26 protein-coding genes are annotated in these 22,744 nt (G+C 67.9%); 13 read left to right on the top strand and 13 right to left on the bottom strand.

All coding sequences use genetic code 11. The features are described from left to right. Positions 1 to 122: 122 nt before the first annotated feature. The 3 genes from BMZ21_RS24700 to BMZ21_RS24690 all read left to right on the top strand — a co-directional run bounded on the left by BMZ21_RS24700 (position 123) and on the right by BMZ21_RS24690 (position 3,054). Complete coding sequence (locus BMZ21_RS24700) at positions 123 to 1,439, top strand: flavin monoamine oxidase family protein (protein WP_167561738.1); 1,317 nt, start codon at positions 123 to 125, stop codon at positions 1,437 to 1,439. Between the two features lie 96 nt (positions 1,440 to 1,535). Next, complete coding sequence (locus BMZ21_RS24695) at positions 1,536 to 2,546, top strand: hypothetical protein (protein ID WP_091841022.1); 1,011 nt, start codon at positions 1,536 to 1,538, stop codon at positions 2,544 to 2,546. 10 nt (positions 2,547 to 2,556) lie between these two features. After that, positions 2,557 to 3,054, top strand: coding sequence for a hypothetical protein (locus BMZ21_RS24690; protein ID WP_091841020.1), 498 nt, complete (start codon positions 2,557 to 2,559; stop codon positions 3,052 to 3,054). On the opposite strand, the gene BMZ21_RS24685 is transcribed toward BMZ21_RS24690, so the two are convergent. Continuing rightward, positions 2,978 to 3,904, bottom strand: coding sequence for a bifunctional helix-turn-helix transcriptional regulator/GNAT family N-acetyltransferase (locus tag BMZ21_RS24685; RefSeq protein WP_091841018.1), 927 nt, complete (start codon positions 3,902 to 3,904; stop codon positions 2,978 to 2,980). The genes BMZ21_RS24690 and BMZ21_RS24685 overlap by 77 nt on opposite strands. A gap of 148 nt (positions 3,905 to 4,052) precedes the next feature. Here BMZ21_RS24685 and murI point away from each other — a divergent pair, with 148 nt between their 5' ends. Together murI and rpsD are read left to right on the top strand one after the other, a co-directional pair. After that, positions 4,053 to 4,910, top strand: a complete 858-nt coding sequence (gene murI, locus BMZ21_RS24680; protein ID WP_091841344.1) for a glutamate racemase — start codon at positions 4,053 to 4,055, stop codon at positions 4,908 to 4,910. Between the two features lie 185 nt (positions 4,911 to 5,095). Further along, positions 5,096 to 5,713 carry a 30S ribosomal protein S4 gene (gene rpsD, locus BMZ21_RS24675; protein ID WP_091841016.1) on the top strand — a complete coding sequence of 206 codons (618 nt, stop codon included), beginning with the start codon at positions 5,096 to 5,098 and terminating at the stop codon, positions 5,711 to 5,713. 90 nt (positions 5,714 to 5,803) lie between these two features. On the opposite strand, the gene BMZ21_RS24670 is transcribed toward rpsD, so the two are convergent. Further along, on the bottom strand, positions 5,804 to 6,772 hold the full coding sequence (locus BMZ21_RS24670; RefSeq protein WP_143079791.1) for a hypothetical protein: 969 nt from the start codon (positions 6,770 to 6,772) through the stop codon (positions 5,804 to 5,806). A 234-nt stretch (positions 6,773 to 7,006) separates the two neighbouring features. Then, positions 7,007 to 7,945 (bottom strand): heparin lyase I family protein, encoded by a 939-nt coding sequence (locus tag BMZ21_RS24665; RefSeq protein WP_167561737.1) that lies wholly within the window; start codon positions 7,943 to 7,945, stop codon positions 7,007 to 7,009. Positions 7,946 to 8,144: 199 nt separating this feature from the next. On the opposite strand from BMZ21_RS24665, the gene BMZ21_RS24660 reads away from it, so the two are divergent. After that, positions 8,145 to 8,651: a DUF3060 domain-containing protein gene (locus tag BMZ21_RS24660; protein ID WP_167561736.1), complete on the top strand. Its 507-nt coding sequence runs from the start codon at positions 8,145 to 8,147 to the stop codon at positions 8,649 to 8,651. A 9-nt stretch (positions 8,652 to 8,660) separates the two neighbouring features. Here the strand turns inward: BMZ21_RS24660 and BMZ21_RS24655 are convergent, their stop codons facing one another. Further along, positions 8,661 to 9,377, bottom strand: coding sequence for an MgtC/SapB family protein (locus tag BMZ21_RS24655; protein ID WP_091841008.1), 717 nt, complete (start codon positions 9,375 to 9,377; stop codon positions 8,661 to 8,663). Between the two features lie 282 nt (positions 9,378 to 9,659). Here BMZ21_RS24655 and BMZ21_RS24650 point away from each other — a divergent pair, with 282 nt between their 5' ends. Beyond that, positions 9,660 to 9,905 (top strand): hypothetical protein, encoded by a 246-nt coding sequence (locus BMZ21_RS24650; RefSeq protein WP_091841005.1) that lies wholly within the window; start codon positions 9,660 to 9,662, stop codon positions 9,903 to 9,905. A gap of 204 nt (positions 9,906 to 10,109) precedes the next feature. Here the strand turns inward: BMZ21_RS24650 and BMZ21_RS24645 are convergent, their stop codons facing one another. Next, a complete protein-coding gene (locus tag BMZ21_RS24645; RefSeq protein WP_167561735.1) occupies positions 10,110 to 10,778 on the bottom strand; it encodes a Spy/CpxP family protein refolding chaperone in 669 nt (222 codons plus the stop codon). 241 nt (positions 10,779 to 11,019) lie between these two features. On the opposite strand from BMZ21_RS24645, the gene BMZ21_RS24640 reads away from it, so the two are divergent. From BMZ21_RS24640 to BMZ21_RS24630, 3 genes are read left to right on the top strand one after another with little or no spacing between them, the layout of a single operon-like run. Next, positions 11,020 to 12,018 (top strand): P1 family peptidase, encoded by a 999-nt coding sequence (locus BMZ21_RS24640; RefSeq protein ID WP_091840999.1) that lies wholly within the window; start codon positions 11,020 to 11,022, stop codon positions 12,016 to 12,018. A 32-nt stretch (positions 12,019 to 12,050) separates the two neighbouring features. Beyond that, complete coding sequence (locus tag BMZ21_RS24635) at positions 12,051 to 12,839, top strand: ATP12 family chaperone protein (RefSeq protein WP_091840997.1); 789 nt, start codon at positions 12,051 to 12,053, stop codon at positions 12,837 to 12,839. A gap of 5 nt (positions 12,840 to 12,844) precedes the next feature. Beyond that, positions 12,845 to 13,234, top strand: coding sequence for a DUF1801 domain-containing protein (locus tag BMZ21_RS24630; RefSeq protein ID WP_091840995.1), 390 nt, complete (start codon positions 12,845 to 12,847; stop codon positions 13,232 to 13,234). 170 nt (positions 13,235 to 13,404) lie between these two features. Here BMZ21_RS24630 and BMZ21_RS24625 read toward each other — a convergent pair whose 3' ends face one another. The 4 genes from BMZ21_RS24625 to BMZ21_RS24610 are packed head-to-tail and all read right to left on the bottom strand — an operon-like array spanning position 13,405 to position 15,372. Then, entirely contained in the window at positions 13,405 to 14,013 is a 609-nt protein-coding gene (locus BMZ21_RS24625; RefSeq protein WP_091840993.1) for an ATP-dependent Clp protease proteolytic subunit, read from the bottom strand. A gap of 56 nt (positions 14,014 to 14,069) precedes the next feature. Then, the gene (locus BMZ21_RS24620; protein ID WP_091840990.1) at positions 14,070 to 14,411 is read right to left on the bottom strand and encodes an SRPBCC family protein; all 342 of its coding nucleotides are present in this window, start codon (positions 14,409 to 14,411) and stop codon (positions 14,070 to 14,072) included. Next, on the bottom strand, positions 14,408 to 14,719 hold the full coding sequence (locus BMZ21_RS24615) for an ArsR/SmtB family transcription factor (RefSeq protein WP_091840987.1): 312 nt from the start codon (positions 14,717 to 14,719) through the stop codon (positions 14,408 to 14,410). The genes BMZ21_RS24620 and BMZ21_RS24615 overlap by 4 nt, the downstream gene beginning before the upstream one ends. Before the next feature lie 56 nt (positions 14,720 to 14,775). After that, entirely contained in the window at positions 14,776 to 15,372 is a 597-nt protein-coding gene (locus tag BMZ21_RS24610; protein WP_091840984.1) for a LysE family translocator, read from the bottom strand. A gap of 98 nt (positions 15,373 to 15,470) precedes the next feature. Here BMZ21_RS24610 and BMZ21_RS24605 point away from each other — a divergent pair, with 98 nt between their 5' ends. Together BMZ21_RS24605 and BMZ21_RS24600 are read left to right on the top strand one after the other, a co-directional pair. Continuing rightward, positions 15,471 to 16,850: an aminotransferase-like domain-containing protein gene (locus BMZ21_RS24605; RefSeq protein WP_091840982.1), complete on the top strand. Its 1,380-nt coding sequence runs from the start codon at positions 15,471 to 15,473 to the stop codon at positions 16,848 to 16,850. A gap of 118 nt (positions 16,851 to 16,968) precedes the next feature. After that, on the top strand, positions 16,969 to 18,498 hold the full coding sequence (locus BMZ21_RS24600; RefSeq protein WP_091840980.1) for an acyl-CoA carboxylase subunit beta: 1,530 nt from the start codon (positions 16,969 to 16,971) through the stop codon (positions 18,496 to 18,498). A 60-nt stretch (positions 18,499 to 18,558) separates the two neighbouring features. On the opposite strand, the gene BMZ21_RS24595 is transcribed toward BMZ21_RS24600, so the two are convergent. The 3 genes from BMZ21_RS24595 to BMZ21_RS24585 all read right to left on the bottom strand — a co-directional run bounded on the left by BMZ21_RS24595 (position 18,559) and on the right by BMZ21_RS24585 (position 20,190). Then, the gene (locus BMZ21_RS24595) at positions 18,559 to 18,966 is read right to left on the bottom strand and encodes a type II toxin-antitoxin system VapC family toxin (RefSeq protein ID WP_091840977.1); all 408 of its coding nucleotides are present in this window, start codon (positions 18,964 to 18,966) and stop codon (positions 18,559 to 18,561) included. A gap of 3 nt (positions 18,967 to 18,969) precedes the next feature. Then, positions 18,970 to 19,227 (bottom strand): type II toxin-antitoxin system Phd/YefM family antitoxin, encoded by a 258-nt coding sequence (locus BMZ21_RS24590; protein ID WP_091840975.1) that lies wholly within the window; start codon positions 19,225 to 19,227, stop codon positions 18,970 to 18,972. 66 nt (positions 19,228 to 19,293) lie between these two features. After that, entirely contained in the window at positions 19,294 to 20,190 is an 897-nt protein-coding gene (locus BMZ21_RS24585; protein WP_091841339.1) for a LysR family transcriptional regulator, read from the bottom strand. Positions 20,191 to 20,293: 103 nt separating this feature from the next. Between BMZ21_RS24585 and BMZ21_RS24580 the strand changes: the two genes are divergently transcribed. Next, positions 20,294 to 21,283 (top strand): zinc-dependent alcohol dehydrogenase family protein, encoded by a 990-nt coding sequence (locus tag BMZ21_RS24580; protein WP_091840972.1) that lies wholly within the window; start codon positions 20,294 to 20,296, stop codon positions 21,281 to 21,283. A 185-nt stretch (positions 21,284 to 21,468) separates the two neighbouring features. On the opposite strand, the gene fabF is transcribed toward BMZ21_RS24580, so the two are convergent. Beyond that, positions 21,469 to 22,734: a beta-ketoacyl-ACP synthase II gene (gene fabF, locus BMZ21_RS24575; protein ID WP_091840969.1), complete on the bottom strand. Its 1,266-nt coding sequence runs from the start codon at positions 22,732 to 22,734 to the stop codon at positions 21,469 to 21,471. Positions 22,735 to 22,744: the final 10 nt, after the last annotated feature.

The raw sequence follows: 22,744 nt of genomic DNA, 5'->3' as shown, positions 1-22,744 counted from the left end.
GGACACGCGATCGGCCTCGCAAAGCTGTGATGGCCCTGCTCCCGCCACGCGCGTGCTCGTGTATTGCAGCGCGAAAAGCGGCTGGCATCATCGGCCCGCCGCAGACACACGGACTTTTGTTCATGCTCGACCGCCGGACATTGCTGACAGGCGCTGGCGCGCTGGCGATGAGCGCCGCCAGCGCGCACTCGCCCGCCCGCGCCGCCGAGCCGGACGCGGTGGTGATCGGCGCCGGAGCGGCCGGCATCGCCGCGGCGAAACAGCTCCAGGCCGCCGGGCGCTCCGTTGTCGTGCTCGAAGCCCGCGATCGCCTCGGCGGGCGCACCTTCACCGATTCCTCGCTCGGCCCGGCCTATGACGCCGGGGCGATGTTCATCCACTGGGCCGAGCGCAACCCGTGGACCGAGATCGCCCGCGAGCTCGGCGTACAGACCCCGAGCGAGAGCCGCGGCGGCGGCTTCCAGCTCTTCCAGAGCGGCAAGCCCATGCCCGCCGGCGACCGTGCCCGCCGCCGCGGCGCCTTCGGCGAGATCGACCGGCGGCTAGACAATGCCGACCTGGACGATCGCGACCTCTCGGTCGCGCAGGTGCTGGCCGATCTCGGCCCCGATCTCGCGCCGGTCGCGGCCTCCGGCATGCTGCTCTCGATCGGCGAGGAATCGGCGCGCATCTCGGCCCGCGACTATCAGCGGCTCTGGGCGGGCGAGGACTACGTCGTGCCGAGCGGCTACGGCAATCTCGTCGCCCGCTATGCCGAAGGTCTCGACATCCGCCTCGGCCAGCCGGTCACGGCGATCGACTGGAGCGGCTCGCGCGTCGCCATCACCACCGCCGCGGGAACGCTCCGGGCGCGCGCCTGCATCGTCACCGTGGCGGTCGGCGTGCTGAAATCGGGCGCGATCCGCTTCACGCCCCAGCTTCCCGCCCGCACCCGTGACGCACTCGCCGGCATCGGCATGGGCGCGCTCACCAAGATCGCGCTCAAGGTCGCAGGCGATCGTTTCGGCATCGTCCCGGGTACGACCTATTTCGAGGCCGGCTCGGCGGAGCGGCTGATCAGCTTCGATCTCTTCCCCGACGATCGCGACCTGGTCATCGGCTATTGCGGCGGCGATTTCGCCCGCGATCTCTCGAGCGCCGGCCCCGCTGCCGCCCGCGAGCAGGTCGTCGACCTGCTCGCCGCGATGGTCGGGACCGAATTCCGCAAGGCGGCCGGCCCAGTCTCCTTCCCGGCCTGGTGGACCGACCCGTTCTCGCACGGCTCCTATTCCGTCTGCCGGCCGGGCCATGCCGATGCGCGCGAGATCCTGGCCGAGCCGATCGGCGGCAAGCTCTGGCTCGCCGGCGAGGCGACCGCCGACGGCGGCGCCATGACCGCGGGCGGCGCGACTCTCGCCGGGCGCACAGCCGCCGCGGCGGTGGCCCGCCTCAAGGTCTAGGCGCTCCCGAGACCGGCTCTGGCACGGACAAGGCTTGCCCAACCCGGCAGGTTTTTGCCACCATGGCTGCGCTGGGGATCGATGCGGAGCCTGATAATGCGCCTGTCGCTCGTTCTTGCCGGTGTCCTGCTGGCCTCGCCTGTGCTGGCTGCCGGGCCTTATGCGAAATTCTCGGTCGGCAACTGGGCCGGCGGCGCCTTCACCAACAACGAAACCGGCGTGTTCTCGCATTGCGCGGTCTCGGCGAGCTACAAGAGCGGCGTCACCATGCACGCCTCGCTCAACGGCAATTACGGCTGGAACCTCGGCTTCTCCAACCGCTCCTGGGGTCTGAAGCCCGGCACGGACCTGCCGATGGAGATGGCCTTCGACCGCAACGACATCGTCCGCATCAACGCCAAGGCGGTGCAGCCGCAGCTCGTCGTCGTCACCATGCCGGCGAACTCAAACATCGTCCGCGCCTTCCGCGGCGCGCAGTTCCTCGAAGCCAACATGCTCGGCGCGCGCTACACCTTTCGCCTGACCGCGACCGCCGAGATCATGCCGGCGCTGCTCGACTGCGTGAAGGCCAACGCCAGCCTGAAGGTCGCGCCCGGCACGCCGGCGCCCGCGCAGGGCGGCGGCACCACGACCACCGCGGCAACCGATCCGGCGATCCAGCTCGAGGCGGTGACGCTCGCGACCAATTTCCTGCTCAAGGCACAACTGCCCGAGCCGAAGGTGCTGAGCGGCGCGGAGGCGCCCTCCGGCATCGGCGGCAACGGCGCCGGCTGGCAGGCCAAGGGCGCGACCGGGCTCGTGCGCGTCCTCTCCAATCCGAACCAGAAGGATGTCGACGTCGCCGCCGCGGTCTCCGCCGCCGACGCGCGCGGCTGCCAGGGCCGGTTCGCTTCGGGCCGGACCACCGACACCGTCGAAGGGGCGAGCGTGCTGCGCGGCTTCTCGTCCTGCGAGAATGGCGGCGATGCCAAGTATTCCGAATTTTATGTGCTGCCGCGCAAGCAGGGCGGCTTCGTGATGTTCTCGGTCGTGACGACGGGAGACGGCGCGCTGCACCAGCAGCGCCGCACCGACTTCCAGCGGGCGGCGCTGACCTCGGTGCAGTGACGGCGAACGCATGCTCTCCGGCTTCTCCTGCCTGTGGCGGCTCGATGGCAGGCTCGGGCGAGGCACATTCGCGGGCTATCTGCTGCTGGCTTGCGCGCTGCTGCTCGTCGTCGCCGTCATCGCCGAGCGGCTTCTCGGCCTGACCTGGGCGGAAGACGCCGACCCACGCCTCTTCGTCGAGCCAATCCCCAACGCCGCGATCCAGATCCTGCTCTATTGGACGCTGCTGGCGCTTGCGATCCAGCGCATTCGTGACACCGCCTTTCCGGTCCTGCCTGTCATCGCCGTGATGGCTGCGATCGAGCTGCTCGAATATGCCGTGCTGCCGATGCTGATGCAGGCGCGCCTGCCGGCGCCGCTCGAGACGATGACGCCGGTCGGCGGCGCGCTCTCGATCGCCTCCCTGCTGTTCCTGCTGCTCTGGCCTAGCGCTACAGATCGCGCTCCCAGTTCTGCCCAACCAGGTCCTTCCCGAAGGAGTGATGCTGCTCCTCCGCCACCAGCCTGAAGCCCTCGGCGATGTAGATGGCGCGGGCGGCGTGCAGGATGTCGTTCGTCCACAGGACCATGCGGCGATAGCCGGCCGTACGGGCGAAAGCGATCGCCTCGCGCACCAGCTGCTTGCCGAGGCCGAGCCCCTGCGCCCGCGTCTCGACCAGCACGAGCCGTAGCTTCGCCACCTCCTCGCTCTCCTGCACCACGACAGCCGAGCCGACCGGCTCGCCATCGAGCTCGGCGATGAAGCAGCGCTCCTGCCCCGGCTTGAACTCGTGCAGGAACTTCGCCGCGATCTCGGCGACCAGCGCCTCGAAGCTGATGTCCCAGCCATAGACCTCGGAATAGAGCCGGCCATGCGCCGAGATCACCCAGCCGATATCGCCCGGACGATGCTCGCGGATCACAACCGTCTGCTGCGGGCCGGCGGCGCCCGACAGCAGCGTCTGCGCCCGCTCCAGCGCGCAGACGAGGCTCGCCTGCTCGCCCGTGCCGAGTCGGCACAGGATCATGTCGGCCTGCCGGCGCGAGGCCTCGTCGAGCGGCGCGAAGGCGTCGTGCCCTGCGGCCGTCAGCTTCAGCTCATAGGCGCGCCCATCGCCGTCCGCCCTCGCCCGCTCCAGCCAGCCCAGTGCGGTGAAGCGCTTCAGCAATCGCGAGAGATAGGCCGGGTCGAGCCCAAGCTCACGCGCCAGTTCGCAGGCCCGCCAGCCATCGCGCTGCGCCAGCTCGTAGAGCACGCGCCCTTCCGTCAGCCCGAATCCGGAGCCATGCAGGTCGCCGCCCAGCGCTCCGATGAAGCGGGTGTGGAAGCGGCCGAAACGGCGGATCGCCGCGATGGCAGGCGTGTCTGTGGCGGGCATGGCTGACCTACTCATCCCGCGATGAGAAATGCCAATTAACGGACAGAGTCAACTAAATTATCAAACGGCGCGTAGCGAAGCGTTCACCGCTCCTTAACTCGCCAGGCGTCCAATCGAGAGCTTACCGGGCGCGACGGGTATGAGTGCGATGCGGGTCGATCTTCTGGCCGGAGCCGGCTATGCCGCGCCGGTGCTCTGCTTGCGAACCCCGACCATCCTCGTCTTCGATTCCGGTCTCGGCGGCCTCACCGTGCTGCGCGAGGTTATGCGCCAGCGCCCCGATGCCGACATCGTCTACGCTGCGGACGATGCCGCCTTCCCCTATGGCCGCCTCGGCGAGCAGGCGCTGGTCGATCGAGTACTGTCTGTGATGGAGCGTCTGGTCGACCGCTTCCATCCCGATCTCGTCGTCATCGCCTGCAACACCGCCTCCACTTTGGTGCTGCCGGCGCTCCGGGCCCGCTTCGCCATCCCCTTTGTCGGCACGGTCCCGGCAGTGAAATCCGCGGCGGAGCGCACGCGCAGCGGACTGATCTCGGTGCTGGCGACGCCCGGCACCGTCGCCCGCGACTACACGCACGACCTGATCGAGCGCTATGCCGCCGGCTGCGAGGTCATTCTGGTCGGCGCCGGCAACCTCGCCGCCCTGGCGGAAGCGGCGCTGAAGGGCGAGCCGGTCGACGATGCCATGATCGCCGCCGAGATCGCGCCCTGCTTCTTCGCACGCGACGGCCGGCGCACCGATGTGGTGACGCTCGCCTGCACGCATTACCCGCTGCTGCTGCCGCGCCTGCAGCGTCTTGCGCCCTGGCCGGTCGAATGGATCGACCCCGCCCCTGCGATCGCGCGGCGCACGGAGCAATTGCTCGGACCGGCGCAGCCGCGCCCGGAGGCGGCTTCGACGGTCGCCGTCTTCACCGACGGTACCAGCCTCTCCGGCCCGGCCCATATCGCGCTCGCCGGCTTCGGCCTGGCGCGCATCGACACCGAGCCGCTGCCGCTCTGACGCGGAAAGGTTTGACAAATCACGCCGGCAGTGCTTGTAAGCCGGCGTCGCGCGGCTCCTCATGGGGCCGCGTGGCTTTTTCCGCACCCGTGATCCGCTCGTCTTCTCGAGCCGGATCTGTCGCCCCGGAGACGGGGAGGAGGAGGGCGCGGTCCTCAACTCGCGAACCATAGAGGACACGCGACATGTCGAAGCGCCATGAGGCGAAGTACAAGATTGACCGCCGTCTCGGTCAGAACATCTGGGGCCGCCCGAAGTCCCCGGTCAACCGCCGCGAATACGGCCCCGGCCAGCACGGCCAGCGCCGCAAGGGCAAGCCGTCCGACTTCGGCACCCAGCTGCGCGCCAAGCAGAAGCTGAAGGGCTACTACGGCTCGATCTCCGAGAAGCAGTTCCGCCGCTACTACGCCGAGGCGATCCGCCTCAAGGGCGACTCGGGCGAGAACCTGGTCGGCCTGCTCGAGCGCCGTCTCGACGCGGTGATCTACCGCGCCAAGTTCGTCCCGACCGTCTTCGCCGCCCGCCAGTTCATCAATCACGGCCACATCACCGTGAACGGCAAGCGCGTCAACATCGCCTCGTACCAGGTCAAGCCGGGCGACGTGATCGCGATCAAGGAGAGCTCGCGCCAGCTCGCCATCGTCATCGAGTCGGCCGCCCTCGCCGAGCGCGACGTGCCTGACTACATCGACGCCGACCACACCAAGTCGACCGCCACCTACACCCGCACCCCGACCCTGTCGGACGTGCCCTATGCGGTGCAGATGGAGCCGAACCTGGTCATCGAGTTCTACTCGCGCTGATCGTTCGGACCGGTTTGCACGGTCCGGCTGCTGTCAACGTTTCAGGAGAGGGCGAAACATCGCCCTCTCCTTTTTTATCGGCTCGCTGTCTCAGCGCTGCTGGTATTCCACGGCCGACCAGTCCCGCGGTGTCTTGATCCGGATTCCGCCGCCCTTCATCACGCCGATATAGACCGAGCCGGAAACCGGGTTCGGCGGGCTGCCGTCTCCGCCAAGCTGGAAGATCGCGCCACCACAGAAGCCGAACTTCCGGTTCGTTTCCGTCATTTCCTTGCGGAGTTCCTTCTCCTTGGCCACGATCGCCTTGGGATCGCTGTTCTGCTGCTTGAACTTGGCCATCGCGGCCCGGAATGCTTCGACGGGGAGGTAGCTGCCGCCCCCGGGGCGGAGCAGGACGCCGCCATTGAACTGCGGCCCGTATCCCTTCTTCGAATCAAATGGACCAGCCCAGCTGGCCGACTGGCAGAGATCGACCTTCAGCGTACCGTTCGCCAGAAGCTCATAGTCGTTGATCATCTGGATATGCTGGCCGTCAGCCTTCATCACGACGCTGTACTGCTCGATCTCGTCGACATCCTTGATCGGCGGAAACTTGGCCGTGTAGTCGAGCGGTCGCCCGCCGGGATAGCTCGGCTCGAGGCAGGATTCCGACATGTACGTCCCGACGAAGCCGATGCAGTCCATGCCGAAGACGCCCCTGTCGCAGAGCTCCTGCAGATAGTTGCCCTTCTTCAGCGGCTCGGCCAGGGCCTTGGTCTTCATGAGCTCCTCGCGCAGCTCGACGACGAGGCTCATGACATTGATGAAACCGTCGGGATCGCCCTGCCCGGTGAAGACGCGAGCATAGCCGTCGACCTTCGTCTTCGCTGCCAGATCGGTACGCTTCTTCACCGCGGCGGCGATTGCGTTCAGCAAGTCGGCCGGGCGGGCATTACCGCCATAGGCAGGATTAGCCGACATGTATCGCGTTATTGCGACAGTTCCATCATAACCAGGAACTGAAAGACTATGCAGGCGCTTGATGTAGTCGACCGGCGTGAACTGCGCGATGTTGCCCATGACGAGACTCCACGTGAAGCATATTCGGTCTCGATACGCAGCAGCCGTCTAACGAAGCCGTTTTTCCACGATCGATCCGCCCCGGACCCAACGGAATGCTAGAGCATCGAGCCGGAATGTGGACTCCTCATTTTGGCATGTCGCTCTTCCGGCAAGGGAGGACCGCCGCCTCGCACCCGGTCGAGGGCGCGGGCGATCCTGCATGGTGGATGACCGCTCTAGCCGCGATGCGAGCTAGCGATTGGCCTGCACCATCGGCTGATCGGGACGCGTATCGGCGATCCCGTCCCAGCCCGGATGGCCGGCCGGGTCCTGCGTCCAGAAGGCGATGTCGTCGAACAGGATCGTCTGGCTGACATCGGGCAGCGCGTCGCGATAGATGCCGAAGCGCGGCTGCGTGTCGATGAAGGGCTTGCCGTCCTTCACCGTGCCATAGCGCGGATAGCCGAGCACGCCGCGGAACTCCGGGCAGGCGCGCCCGTCGAGCCAGAGCCTGAGGCGGCTGTCGCCTGCCTGCTGGCTCGGCCGGATCATGACGTTGACGCGGTGCCAGCGATCCGGCTCGACCGGCCAGTCGCCGCAGAGCTGCGCCTGGCCGACACTGTCGCCGCAGATTTCGGTCCCCGCCGTCTTGGTCCGGAACACCGGCTTGCCGTTGTCCGAGTCGACTTCGATCTTGAACAGCGGGTTCGCGGCGTCGCAGATCTCCTCGCCGCCCCGGCCCTTCTCGTAGCGCAGGTCGATGTTCTGCTTGATCTGCTGGATCACCGTGCGGTTGCGCCGCGGCGCCCACGGGCTCTCGACCCGGAAACGGAAGCTGTACCAGCTCGTCGCGTCGAAACGGATCAGCTCGGCGGTCATCTGGACTTCCGACCGCTCGGTCGGCGTCGAGCCGGGATTGGGGTCGTAGGCGTCGCCGGGCTTCACCGTGATCGCGAGCGCCGGCCTCTCCTGCCCGGCCCGCTCGGCGTCGACGCAGCGGATGCGATCGGCCCGCACCGCCTTGTCGAGCTGCCCGGAAATCTTCCAGTCTTTCGAGCTCAGGCAGTTCGTCGCGAAGCTCGTCCGGAACGCAGGGAGCGGGCCGTCTGCGAGGCTCGCGCCCGGGGCAAGAACCAAGCCGAAAAGGAGAGCCGCAGCTGCCAGGCTGCAGTCCTGCGCGATAGGCTTCATTCCGTCCCCGCCTCCCGAATGCCACGGAGCGGACGTTACCGTCGTTCCCACGCCGATCAACCTCCGATTGCGCCGGCGCACCCGACAGCGAGCGCCACCCGCCTGCTCGGGAGCCTCCTCATCACGGCCATAGTTCGCCGTCAGGCAGGCTGATGGCAGCCGCCCTGGGCTGCCTGGTGGTCGCCAAAGGAGAAGGCCCTTGAAACCGACCCTTCCCATTCTGCTCGTTGTGCTCGCCGCCCCGACACTCGCTGTTGCAGGCGAAATCAGCATCGCCGGCGTCGGCCAGTCGCGCGACTTCACCTGCAATGGCGAAGATGTCGCCATCACCGGCCAGGGCCATACGGTCGAGCTCAAGGGAAGCTGCGGCGCGATCGGCATCCACGGCAGCGGCCACAAGGTCAGTTTCGAGGATTCCACCTCGCTCGCGGTCAGCGGCGCTCAGAACAAGGCGAACGGCGGCTCGACCGGCAGCCTCACCGTCGAGACGGCCGAGAACACGGTCTCGACCAAGGTCCACGCCGGCGAGACCGCGGCCGAGATCGATGTCTCAGGCGCCGATCATACGATCGATCTGGAGCTGACCGGACCGGCGAAGATCCAGGTCGGCGGCGTCAAGAACAGCCTGAGCTGGACGTCCGCCGCCGATGTCCGGGAGCCGAGCATCTCGACCTCGGGCGTCGAGAACCGCATCGTCAGGCGCTGAGGGCAGCGCTCAATCGCTGGTGCTGCTCTCCCAGGTCGCGTGGGTCACGCCAGCCACGCGTTCGATCCGCTCGACGACGGCATCGAGCTCCTTGCGCTCGACCGCCGTGCTGATCAGCGTCGCGACGATCTCGATGGCATCCTCGCCGCGCTCGACGGTCTTGACGTCGCCGACCGGGTAATTGGCCTGCTCGAGCAGCTCGACCATCTTTTCGCGCACGGACGGCAGCGCTTCCGGATTGGTGGTGACGACGACCTCATAGGTCGCCTCCGAGGCCTTTTCGTTGATCGGGATGCGGTTGATCGCGTTGACCAGCGGCCGCAGCAAGGTGTTGCCGGCGATGACGAAGACCGTCGCCAGCGCCCCTTCCGCCACCATGTCGGCGCCGGTACAGGCGCCGACCGCGGCCGCGCACCAGAGCGTCGCCGCGGTGTTGAGGCCGCGGACGTTCATCCCCTCCTTCATGATCACGCCGGCGCCCAGGAAGCCGATGCCGGAGACGACATAGGCGATGACGCGGATCGCGCCATCCGCCCCGGCGAGCCGCACGGCGAGATCGACGAAGGCGGCGGCGCCGACCGCGACCAGCACGGTGGTGCGCAGGCCCGCGGTTCGCTGGCGATATTGACGCTCGGCCCCGATCAGCGCGCCCAGCACGAAGGCGGCAAGCAGGCTGACGACCGAATCGAGGAAGGGATAGAGCTCGAAGGTCTGGATGAAGCGCATGCGCCTGCCCCCGGTAACGGCGGCGCGCTTCCGACTGCCGCAACCCGGCCGCCTATAGCGGGCAGGATGTGACGGTTCAATGAAGGGGACCCGATCTCGCCGGCAGGCGCGGTCGCTTGCGCCTCGGGCATTGATTCAACCTCTCAGCCGAGCGCGGCAACGCTCTGGCCCGATTCGCGAAATCGGCGCGCTGGACCGACGACCTGCACATTCTGCCTGCGCGATGACGCTGCGTCGCGACTCAGGTTAGCATCCTTGTCCCGCCACAGGGATCATCCCGCCATGAAGACGCTTATCCTCGCTGCCCTCGCCATCGGCCTGTCCAGTGCCGCCGTCGCCCAGAGCCCGAGCTGCAATGCGCAGGCCGGAGCGAAGAAGCTCGCCGGTGCGGCCAAGACCAGCTTCGTGACCAAATGCGAGAAGGACGCCGGCGCGGCTTGCGACAAGCAGGCGGCCGACAAGAAGCTGGCGGGCGCCGCCAAGACCAGCTTCACGACGAAATGCGTCAAGGACGCCGTCGGCACCTGAGCAGTCCGAATACTCACCTCGAGCCCTCATCCTGAGGAGCAGGCTTCGGGCTGCGTCTCGAAGGATCGTCCAGGAAGCTCCGGAACCAGCTGGAGCATCCTTCGAGACGGCCGCTGACGCGATCTCCTCAAGATGAGGGCTTGAGGGGCTCAAACAAAAAAGGGCGGCCCCGCGGCCGCCCTTCTCATTTCCGACAGCAGGCAATCAGCCGCGATCGTCGTCGTCATGGCCGCGGTCGCGCCAGCGGCGCGGTCCCCGATCGTCATCGCCATAGCGGTCACGATCGCCGCCCCGGCCATGCCATTCCATCGAGCGCCCACGCATCTCGCGCATCCGCTCGCGGCCTTCCGACATCGCCTGGCGCACGGCCCGGCGTGCCACGGTCTTCTGCTCGTCCGACAGCGTCGACCAGAGCGGGCGCACCGCATCCGCCATCTCCTTGCTGCGGGCCGCGCGCTCGCCCTGGCGGTTCGCCATCATGTCGAGCCGCTCCATGATGTCGGCGTCGCGGAAGGTCTCGCGCTGCTCGCGCATCTTGGCAAAGCGCTCCTGGCGCTGCTCGGCATTGCGCTTGATCAGCGCTTCCAGCTTCTCGAAGGCCGGCACCTGCTCGGGCTTGAGCTTGAGGTCGGTGCGCAGCTGGGCGAGGCGCTCGTTCATCCGTGCGGTCGCCCGCTCGGCGCGGCGCTGGCGCCATTCCTCGCGCCGGTCGGTGCGGTCACCGCGATCCGCACGATCACCGCGCGTCTCGTTCTGCTGCTGACCCGGCGGATTGCTGCCCGGAGCGGGCGGGATCGGCTGCGGCTGTGCGATCGCCAGGGTCGCAGCGACAGCCGCAGCGCTGGAGGCGACGATGAGGGCGATACGTTTCATGCGAGGTCTCCGATTGTGGTGTCTACAACAACGGGTCGCTTTGCGGGTCTCGAAGCCGGGTCGCGATGTCGCCACGATGCCTCGGACGGCCTGACCCGGCCATGGCGCACGCATGACAAGATCGTAATGTCGGCACGACGCGCCGACGAGCGGTAAGTTCCATCAGGGTCGCCGCGCTACGCCGAATCGGCGCAGCATGCCGGCAATGATCACCGCGCCGAATCCGCAACGAGCTTCAGCCATGCGCAATCTCATCACCGATGTTCGGGGCGTCCTCGTGGGCAATGCCGAGGATTCCGCTGCCGCGACCGGGGTCACCGTCGCCCTGTTCGAGCGGCCGAGCATCGCTTCCGTCGCCGTGCTCGGCGGCGCGCCCGGCACGCGCGACACGGCCTTGCTCGAGCCGGGCATGACGGTCGAGCATGTCGACGGGATCGTCCTCTCCGGCGGCTCGATCTGGGGCCTATCCGCTGCCGATGGCGCCCTGAGCTGGCTGGCGCGGCAAGGACGCGGCTTCCCGATCGGCGGGTATCGCGTGCCGATCGTGCCGCAGGCGATCCTGTTCGACCTCGCCAATGGCGGCGACAAGCCCTTCGCCCGCGGCGAGGGCGAGGCGCCCTATCGCGCGCTTGCAGAGACTGCGAGCGCCGCCGCTGCGGCCGAGTTCACGCTCGGCAGCGTCGGCGCCGGCTTCGGCGCGACCACAGCCAATCTCAAGGGCGGGCTCGGCTCGGCCAGTGCGAGGGCGGCGACCGGCCAGGTCGTCGGCGCGCTGGTCGCGGTCAACGCCGTCGGCACGGCGACGATCGGCGATAGCCCGCATTTCTGGGCCGCGCCTTACGAGCAAGGCGCCGAGTTCGGCGGCCGCGGCTGGCCGACTACGATCCCACCTGAGGACCTCGGCCTGCGTTTCAAAGGTGGGCCCGGCGCCAACACCACCATCGCCTTGGTCGCGACCGACGCCGTGCTGACCAAGGCACAGGCCAAGCGTATGGCGCTCTGCGCCCATGACGGGCTGGCGCGGGCACTGCGCCCCGTGCACGCCCCGCTCGACGGCGACGTCGTCTTCGCCGCCGCGACCGGCCATAGCGGCGCCCCGTCGGATGCCTATGCCCTGACCGAACTCTGTGCCACCGCCGCCGACGTGCTGGCGCGCGCCGTGGCGCGGGCGGTATACTCAGCCAGCGCCCTGCCCTTTGCGGGCGCCAAGCCGGCCTGGCGCGACAGGTTCGGTGGCTGACCAGCGCTCGGCGTCGTGTTAGACCCCGGCCCATGTCGACCGATGATTTCCTCGCCCGCTTCGGTGCAGCCGGCCAGCGCCAGCCCGATCCCGTCGCCGCCGCCCAGCAGGCGATGCGCAACCCGCTGCCCAAGCGCTTCTACGAGAAGGCGGGCGTGCTGGAGCGTGACGACCTGTTCCATGTCGCGCTCGACGGCCGCACCGCCCGCACCCCGGCCCGCAAGCCGCTAGCCGTAGCATCGCGCACTGTCGCCGAAGCGCTGGCGGCGGAATGGGACGCCCAGACCGGTGAGATCGACCCGGCCCGCATGCCGCTGACCCGGCTGGTCAATTCGGCGCTCGACGGCGTGGCCGACCAGCATGGGGCCGTCCGCGCCGAGATCGTCCGCTATGCCGGCAGCGATGCGCTCTGCTATCGCGCCGGCGAGCCCGAAGCGCTGGTCGAGCGGCAGGATGCGGTCTGGAACCCGCTGATCGTGGCGCTCGAAGACCGTATCGGCGGTCGCTTCGTCATGGCGCAGGGCGTGATCTTCACGCAGCAGCCGCAGACGGTGCTCGACGCCGTGGCCAAGCGCGTCGCCGTGATCACCTCCCCGGTCGCGCTCGCCGGCGCCCACAACGTCATGACGCTGACCGGCTCGACCATCCTGATGCTCGCGTTGACTGAGCGGCTGATCGACGCCGAGGCGGCCTGGGCCGCCGCCCATCTCGACGAGGACTACCAGATCGAGATCTGGGGTCAGGACGAGGAAGCGGCCGAGCGCCGCGCCATCCGCCGCAAGGAATACGACGCCGCCGTGCTGCTGCTGACGAAGGGCTAGAGGCGATGATCCCGGGCGCGCCCAAGGCTGACAACCCGGAAGACTATATCGCCCAGCTCGATGGCTGGCGACTCAAGGCGGTCGAGGCCCTGCGCGCTGCCGTGAAGGCGGCAGCTCCGCTCGACGAGCGGATCAAGTGGACGCATCTGGTCTATTTCTCGAACGGGCCGGTGCTGCTGATCCGGGCCGAGGCCGAGCGCGTGCTCTTCGGCTTCTGGCGCGGCAAGCGCCTGCGCCATATCGAGCCGCGGCTGAAGCCGGGCGGCAAGTTCGAGCTCGCGACCATGGTGTTGCGCGCGGGCGATGCGGTCGATACGAAGATCGCGACCGAGCTCGTGCGCGCCGCGGTCGACCTCAACCGCGAGCTCGGCGATCCGAGCAAGCCGAACGCCTGACGGTCTGCCCGGCCAAAGTCGCTCTGCTCATTTCATGTCATCCCGGACAAGCCGCGAAGCGGCGCCGATCCGGGACCCATGCCTGAGCCTTTCCGAGAGAGGTTCCGGGCCTTACGCCCGGGACGACTCGCGCACGGGAAAAGGTCCCGAACCAACATCCCGCAAATACCTCATGCCTCCACTGCCGGAGCCTCGGTCAGCACGCGGTCGATCAGCCCCCAGTCCTTGCCTTCCTCGGCGGTCATGAAGCGGTCGCGGTCGAGCGTGCGCTCGACCTCTTCCTCGCTGCGTCCGCAATGCTCGGCATAGAGCCGGATCATCCGCCGCTTGGTCTTCTGGATCTCCTCGGCATGGATCAGGATATCGGACGCCTGCCCCTGCGCCCCGCCGAGCGGCTGGTGGACATGCAGGCTGGCATTGGGCAAGGCCGCGCGCTCGCCCGGCTCGCCCGCCATCAGGAGGAAGGAGCCCATCGAGCGGGCCGTGCCCATGCAGAGCGTATGCACCGGCGAGCCGATGTACTGCATCGTATCGTAGATCGCGAGGCCGCTGGTGACCACGCCGCCGGGCGAGTTGATGTAGAAATGGACCGGCCGCTTCGGGTTCTCAGCCTCCAGGAACAGCAATTGCGCGCAGACCAGCGCGGCGCTGGCATCGTTGACCTCGCCGTTCAGGAAGACGATCCGCTCGCGCAGCAGCCGCGAGTAGATGTCGAAGGAGCGTTCCCCGCGCGTCGACTGTTCGACGACCATGGGGACGAGCTGCATCGTGCCGTGCATCGACGACCTCCTCAGTTCCGGATTGTTGATGGTGCTTGCGGACTGGGCCCGCGCCGTCAGGCGGCGCGCAGCATCAGCGGCTGGTTGCTGTTTGCAGGTGCCGGCGACGCGCTCAACCGCGCATCGGTCAGGCTATGGATGATCCGCAGCTCGGTCCCCGCGTCGTTCGGCGCGAGCTGGAAGGTCACGACGCTCTCGAGGAAGGGCGGCTCGTCCTCCCTCAAGCGGTAGCGCAGCTCTTCGCCCGGCACGCTGGACAACGCCTCGACCTGCGCCGGCAGCCAGCGCTCGCGGAAGGCGGGAATGCTGAGCGCCCGCCAGACCTTCTCGGGCGGCGCATCGAGCTGATATGCTAACACCAGCTCCTTGGTGCGCTCCTGCGTCTCGCTCTCGCTCATTGGTCCATGTCCCGCAGCAGATCCTTGAGGGCATCAATGCGCGCCGGCCAGTAGGCCCGGTATTTCGCCAGCCATTGCGCGATCAGGGCAAGGCCGTTCGGGTCGACTTCGTAATTGACGAAGCGCCCCTGCCGTTCCTCGCGCACCAGCCCGGCGGTCCGCAGTACGGCGAGGTGCTGCGACATCGCCGGCTGGCTGATCGCCATGCCCTCGCGCAAGGCACTGGCGTTCATGCCGCCGACAGCGAGCTTCTCGAAGATCGCCCGCCGGGTCGGATCGGCCAGCGCTTTGAAGATGTCCTGCTCCATGTCAGACACATAAGCATATACTTATTTCATTCGCAAGCGGCTGACGAAAGCGCCTGTCAGCTCGCCAGAATGGGGTAGAGCGAAGCAGCCAGCAGCAGCCCCATCACGACGTTGAACACGCGCTGCCGCGCCGGGTCAGAGAGCAGGCCCCGCAGCAGCGTGCCGCCGATGGCCCAGACCGCGATGCAGGGCCCGTTCACCAGCGCATAGGCGATCACGACGATCGCGAGATTGAGGAAGTAGCCCTCCGTCGGCGTGTAGGCCGCAACCGCTCCGACCGCCATGATCCAGGCCTTCGGATTGACCCACTGGAACGCCGCGGCCGCCGGAAAGCTGAGCGGCGCCGCCGCCTCTGCGCCGGGCTCCAGCGGAGCCGAACGCGCGATCTTCCAGGCGAGATAAAGAAGATAGGCGCTGCCCGCATAGCGCAGGATGTCGTGCAGGACAGGGATCGCGCTGAAAAGGCCCCCTAGCCCGAGGCCTACCGCAAGGACGAGGCCGGAGAAGCCGAGATTGATCCCCAGCAGCAGCGGCAGGCTCGCACGAAAACCGTGATTGGCGCCGGAGGCGAGCAGCAGCGTGTTGTTCGGCCCGGGCGTGATCGAGGTCACGAAGGCATAGCCGATGAAGGCGAGCAGCAATTGCGGTGTCATGTCCGGTCCAGCGTTAGCAAGCGTCGCGCTGGTGATTGTGGATGTGACACTTCTTGCATAGAGTGAAAAGTGTCCCGTGACGCAATTTGTTAGGTCACATGCTCCTCGCTTCACCCTGGCAACCGCGCCTCGCGGAGGGCCGTGGCTCGGCCAGCGAAAGGCTGGTCGAGGCCCTCGCTCGCGATATCGCCGACGGCTCGCTGCCATCGGGCGCGCGCCTGCCGGCTCACCGCCCCCTCGCCTGGCAGCTCGATATCGGCATCGGCACGGTGACCAAGGCCTATGCCCAGCTCGAACGTCGCGGCCTGGTGCGTAGCGTCCGCGGCCGCGGCATGTTCGTCGCCGGCTTGCCCCGAGCGGCCGGTCGCACGATCGATCTCAGCGTGAACGTGCCCCCGCAGCAGCTGAGCGACCGCCTGCTCGCCGCCAGCCTGTCCGACCTCGCAAGGCGGCTCGATGCCGACAGCTTCGGAGCCTATGCGGCGCCCGCCGGCAGGCTCGACCATCGTGCTCTGCTGGCCCGCTGGCTCGCGCCGACAGGCATTGCCGCTGCCCCCGAGCGGCTGCTGATCTGCCACGGAGCCCAGCATGCCCTGGCGATCGCATTCGCGATCACCTGTGGGCCGGACACCGAATTGCTGACGGAGGCGTTGAGCTATCCCGGGGCGATCGCCCTGGCCCGCCGACGTGGCCTGCGGCTGACCGGCCTCGCCATCGACGAGCAGGGCCTCGTCCCGCAGGCGCTCGACAAGGCCTTGCATGAGGCGAAAACGGCGGGGCGGCGCGCCGTGCTCTACATCACGCCGACCCTGCACAATCCGACCACGGCGACGATGGGCGAAGCCCGGCGTCAGGACATCGCAAGGCTCTGCCGCGCCCATGATGCCGTGATCATCGAGGACGATATTCACGCCGCCCTCGCCAAGCCGGGCACGATCGCGATCGCCGCGCTCGCGCCGGAGCGGACGCTGCATGTCTCCGGCCTGTCGAAGGTGCTGAGCCCGGGCCTGCGCATCGGCTCGCTGCTCGTCCCCGAGCCCTGGCTGGCGCACGCCCTCGCCGAACTTGCCGCGACCTGCACCATGGCGTCCCTGCTCTCTTGCCTGATCATGGAGCGCTGGCTCAGCGAGGACACCGCCGCTTCGGTCGCCCGTTCGATTCGCGATGAGGCGAGCCGTCGCGTCGCCCTGGCGCGCGAGCTGCTGCCGCCCGGGACCGCCTTGAACTCGGGCAATGGCTTCCATGTCTGGCTGCCGATGGCACCGGAGCGGGCCACGGCGCTGCCGGCGCGCGCCGCCGCTTCGGGCATCCTCCTGCCGGCTCCCGAGATTTTCCTGGCCGATGCGCACGCACCGTCATGGGGCGTGCGGCTCAGTCTCGGCGGCCCGAAGCTCGACAGGCTGCAGGATGCACTCGCAGGCCTGCGGACCCTGCTTCTCGATGGCGGCAGCGGCCCGCAGAGCCGGGCGATGCCGTGACCGACACCGCGGTGCACAAAACGCCAGCCGCATGCTGCGAAGGCCGCAATGGACTTCGCCCGCAGCGCCGCTTAAGCGGGAACAGGACCTTTAAAGACTGCGCCCCGGGAGGCTCTTGATGAAGGACATTCTCGAACAGCTCGAAGACCGGCGCGCGGGCGCACGCCTCGGCGGCGGCGAAAAGCGCATCGCGGCGCAGCACAAGCGCGGCAAGCTCACTGCCCGCGAGCGCATCGAGCTGCTGCTCGACAAGGACTCCTTCGAGGAGTTCGACATGTTCGTGCAGCACCGCGCCGTCGATTTCGGCATGGACAAGGCCGAGAAGATCCCCGGCGACGGCGTCGTCACCGGCTGGGGCACGGTCAATGGCCGCACCGTCTTCGTCTTCTCCAAGGACTTCACCGTCTTCGGCGGCTCGCTCTCCGAGACCCACGCCCAGAAGATCATCAAGATCCAGGACATGGCGCTGAAGATGCGCGCGCCGATCGTCGGCCTGTTCGACGCCGGCGGCGCCCGCATCCAGGAGGGCGTCGCGGCGCTCGGCGGCTACGGCGAGGTCTTCAAGCGCAACGTTCAGGCTTCGGGCGTCATCCCCCAGATCTCGGTGATCATGGGTCCCTGCGCCGGCGGCGACGTCTATTCGCCGGCGATGACCGACTTCATCTTCATGGTCCGTGACACCAGCTACATGTTCGTCACCGGCCCCGAGGTGGTGAAGACCGTCACCAACGAGACCGTGACCTCCGAAGAGCTGGGGGGCGCCAAGGTCCACACCAGCAAATCCTCGGTCGCCGACGGCTCGTTCGAGAACGATGTCGAGGCGCTCTTGCAGGTGCGCCGCCTGATCGACTTCCTGCCGGCCAATAACACCGTCGGCGTGCCGGAATGGCCGAGCTTCGACGTGCCCGATCGCGTCGACATGAGCCTGGACACGCTGGTCCCGGACAATCCGAACAAGCCATACGACATCAAGGAGCTGATCCTGAAGGTCGTCGACGAGGGCGATTTCTTCGAGATCCAGGAAGCTTACGCCAGGAACATCGTCACCGGCTTCGCCCGGATCGAGGGCCGCACCGTCGGCATCGTCGCCAACCAGCCGATGGTGCTGGCCGGCGTGCTCGATTCCGACGCCAGCCGCAAGGGCGCCCGCTTCGTGCGCTATTGCGACGCCTTCGAGATCCCGATCGTCACGCTGGTCGACGTTCCCGGCTTCCTGCCCGGCACGGCGCAGGAATATGGCGGTCTGATCAAGCACGGCGCCAAGCTGCTCTTCGCCTATAGCGAATGCACCGTGCCGCTGGTCACGATCATCACGCGCAAGGCCTATGGCGGCGCCTATGACGTCATGGCCTCCAAGCATATCGGCGCCGACGTCAACTATGCCTGGCCGACGGCGCAGATCGCGGTGATGGGCGCCAAGGGCGCGGTCGAGATCATCTTCCGCGGCGGCGACGCCGAGACGATCGCGCGCCAGACCAAGGAGTACGAGGACCGGTTCATGTCCCCCTTCGTCGCGGCCGAGCGCGGCTATATCGACGAGGTGATCATGCCGCATTCGACCCGCCGCCGGATCGCGCGGGCCCTCGCCATGCTGCGCACCAAGAGCGTCGAGCGTCCCTGGCGCAAGCACGACAACATCCCGCTCTGAGCGGAACCTGACGCCGGGGCCGCCTCACATCAGCCCCGGCAAACCGAAGCTGATCACCGCTCAGGTGGCTGCAAACGGGTTGAGGAGCGGGACGTTCAGCCCCTCGAAATCGCGGGTGTTGCGCGTGACCACCGTCAACCCGTGGACGGAGGCGGTTGCTGCGATCATCGCGTCCTCGATGATCTCACCCGACTTTCGGTGCATCAGCCTTGCCCAGGCGCGAAAGACGTCGGCATTCATGTCGAGGACGTTGTAGGTCCGCGCGACCTGATCCAGCCAAGCCTCGATCTCCGCCGCCTTGGCAACGTCTTGCTCACGAGTCATCTCGATACCGGCCTGTATCTCTCCGATGGTGACCGCGGACAGATGCAGGTCGGCATCGGCCACGCCATCCAGCCAAGCCAGCACGGCGCCATGCGGCCGCAGGCGGCGCAGTTCGGAGACGACATTGGTATCGAGGAGATACATGTTTCACACCAGCTCGCCGGGCTCGCGCCGGCGGAGCCGGCCACGCCTGGGCAAATCCAGATCGACCCGAGCCTCGTCCGCGAGCAATAAGTCCTTCAATGTCGGCTTCGCACTTCGCTGAAGCCGTTCCCACTCCTTCAGCGGGACCAGAACCGCGGCGTCAGCACCTCGCTTGCTGACGATCTGGGGGCCTTCTTTGAGACAGGTCTCGAGCAACTCGCTGAAGCGCGCCTTCGCATCCTGCACCGGCCAGCTCTTCATTCCGCCCTCCACGCTCAAATCAACCTAGTCAGATAACTAGTCTTTTCCAGCCGCTGCGCAAGCGCCTCACATCAGTCCCGGCAGCTCCGCCGCCAGCGCGTCGATGGCGACGCGCACCTTCGGCGGCAGGTGCGGCGTCTGCAGCCAGAGCGCGTGGACGTCATAGGGTAGTCGCCCCTCGCCCGGCAGCAATTCGACGAGCGCGCCGGCTTTCAGGCGCTCGCGCACCAGCCAGGACGGCAGCCAGGCGAGCCCCATGCCGAGCAAGGCCGCATCGGCGATCGCCTCGAGATCGTCGAACCGCAAGCGGTGCCGCGGCATCACCTCCGCCGCCGGCCCATCCTCGCAAGGGAACAGCCAGGGACGCACGCCACCGGAACGGCGATAGATCAGCGCGTCATGATCGGCGAGATCGGCCAGCCGCGTCGGCGTTCCCCGGGCGTCGAGATAGGACGGCGCGGCGCAGACGATCATATGCTGGCGGGCGAGCCGGCGCGTCACGAGGTGCGCCGCATCGTGCAGCTCGCCGGTGCGGATGGCGAGATCATGCCCGCCTTCGGCGAGATCGACGAAGCCGTCACCGAAGGCAAGGTCGAGTTCCAGCTGCGGGTGCCGGCGGGCAAGGTCGAGCAGGATCGGCATGACGCAGCACCGGCCGAACAGCACCGGCAGCGCCACCCGAAGCTTGCCGCGCGGCTCGCCGAATTGGTCGGCGGCGAGCGCATCGGCCGCCTCGGCCTCGGCGAGGACCGTCCGGCAGCGTTCGTAATAGGCAAGGCCGAACTCGGTCAGGCTCTGCCGCCGCGTCGTGCGGTTGAGCAGGCGCACGCCGAGCCGCTCTTCCAGGAAACGGACATGCTTGCCGACCATCGGCGCGGACAGGCCGAGCGCCGCCGCTGCCGCTGCGAAGGAGCCGAGATCGACCGCCCTGACGAATACGGCCATGCTGGTGAGGCGGTCCATCATCCGAAATCAACGGTTCCGATTATCGATCGTGGCGCGCAATTTATCGCAGGACGGCGCGCTGCCATAGCTCATTCATTCGCTCTGTTTTGGAGTCATGAGCATGGCCCGCACGATCCGCTTTCACCGCCATGGCGGCCCCGAGGTTCTGACCATCGAGGACATCGACGTCCCGCCGCCCGGCTCTGGCGAAGTCCGAATTCGGACCAAGGCGCTCGGCCTCAACCGGGCCGAGGTCCTGTTTCGCTCGGGCAGCTATATCGAGCAGGCGCGGTTTCCATCCGGCATCGGCCTCGAAGCCGCGGGCCTGATCGAGAGCATCGGCGCCGGCGTCGAAGGCCTCTCGCCGGGCGATGCCGTCAGCCTGGTGCCACCGCGCTCGATGGTGAGCTCGCCGGTGCATGGCGAACTCGTCACCGTCGCGGCCGAATTGGTGGTGAAGCACCCGCCGACGCTCGGCTGGGAGGCGGCTGCAGCCAGCTGGATGCAGTACCTGACCGCCTATGGCGCGCTGGTCGACATCGCCCGGCTCGCACAGGGCGAGCATGTGGTTATCACCGCCGCGTCGAGCAGCGTCGGCCTCGCCGCGATCCAGATCGCCAACCGGATCGGCGCGATCGCGATTGCGGTGACGCGGACTTCGCGCAAGGCGCAGGCGCTGCGCGAGGCCGGCGCCGCCCATGTCATTGCCCTGGCCGAAGATGGCTTGGAAGCCCGATTGAAGGAGATCGCAGGCGAAGACGGCGTCAGGGTGGTGTTCGACGCGGTCGGGGGCCCAGCCTTCATCCCACTGACTGCCGCGATGGCGCGCGGCGGCATCCTGTTCGAGTATGGCGGCCTCAGCCCGCAGACGACGCCCTTCCCGCTCTTCAACGTCCTGAGCAAGAGCCTGACGCTGCGCGGCTATCTCGTCCACGAAATCGCAGGCGACCCGGCTCGGCTCGCCGCCGCCAAGGCCTTCATCCTGGACGGCCTGAACGACGGCTCGCTGAAGCCGATCATCGCCCGAACTTTCCCGTTCGAGCAGATCGTCGAGGCGCATCGCTACCTCGAATCGAACGAGCAGTTCGGCAAGGTCGTGGTGACGCTTTGAGGGTCTGAATCGCCAACCCGCCAGGCTTCGCCATCAAAACGGATGTCATCCCGGACAATCCGCGAAGCAGCGCCGATCCGGGATCCATGCCTGAGCCTTTCCGATTGAGATTCCAGCATGGGTCCCGGGTCTCCCTGCGGTCGCCCGGGACGACTCGCGCTTTTTTTGCGAACTCCGGAACCCTCTCAGGCCCAGCGCCTGAACACCACGCTGGCATTGACGCCGCCGAAGCCGAAGCCGTTCGAGATGGCGTGCTCCATCGCCATCGGTCTCGCCGTCTTTGCCACGAGGTCGAGCCCGGCGGCATCCTCGTCCGGGTTCTCGAGATTGAGCGTCGGCGGCGCGATCTGGTCACGCAAAGCGAGGATGGTGAAGACCGCCTCCAGCCCGCCGGCGGCGCCGAGCAGATGACCGGTCGCCGATTTCGTCGCGCTGATCGCGATGCCGCCTTCGCTGCCGAACACCGCCTTGATCGCGGCGAGCTCGCCGCGATCGCCGACCGGCGTCGAAGTCGAATGGGCGTTGAGATGGGCGACATCGCCGGGCTTGAGACCCGCCTGCTTCAGCGCCGTCTCCATCGCCCGGCGTGCGCCCGAGCCGTCCTCGGGGCCGGAGGTGATGTGATAGGCGTCGGCGCTGGTGCCGTAGCCGGTCAGTTCGGCGAGGATCGTCGCGCCACGCGCCTGTGCATGCTCCAGCGCCTCGATCACCAGGATCCCGGCGCCCTCGCCCATGACGAAGCCGTCGCGATCACGGTCGAAAGGACGCGAGGCCTTCTCCGGCTCGTCGTTGAACCCAGTCGAAAGCGCCCGCGCCGCGGCGAAGCCACCGAGCGAGACGAGATCGACGCAGGCTTCGCTGCCGCCGCAGAGTGCGATGTCGACCTCGCCGGCCCGGATCATCCTGGCAGCATCGCCGATCGCCTGGACGCCGGCGGCGCAGGCGGTGACGGGCGCGCCGATCGGCCCCTTGAAGCCATGATCGATCGAGACATGGCCGGCCGCGAGATTGACCAGGAAGGATGGCACGGTGAAAGGCGAGAGCCGGCGCACACCGCGCTGGTCGGTCGTGCGGACCGCCTCGGCGATCGCCGGAAAGCCGCCGATGCCGGAGGCGATCACGGTCGCGGTGCGTTCGCGCTCGGCTTCGTCCTGCGGCTGCCAACCGGCCTGCGCCAGCGCCTCCTTGGCCGCAACCAGCGCGAACTGGATGAACCGGTCCATCTTGCGCTGGTCCTTCGGCGCGATCGCGACATCCGGATCGAAGCCACCCTCATTGTCCTCGGCCTTCCCCGGCACGATGCCAGCGATCTTGGCCGGCAGGGTCTCGGCGACCGCGTCCGGCAGGCGGCGCAAGCCCGAGCGACCGGCGAGCAGGCGCTGCCAGGCGAGCTCGGTGCCGCAGCCCAGAGGCGAGACGACGCCCAGTCCGGTGACGACAATGCGGCGCATGGCGGCTCCT

The organism is Allobosea lupini (assembly GCF_900109525.1).
GTDB classification, from domain to species: Bacteria; Pseudomonadota; Alphaproteobacteria; order Rhizobiales; family Beijerinckiaceae; genus Allobosea; species Allobosea lupini.
Note: the sequence above shows the minus strand (reverse complement) of the source record. Positions and strands in the feature narration are given on the sequence as shown.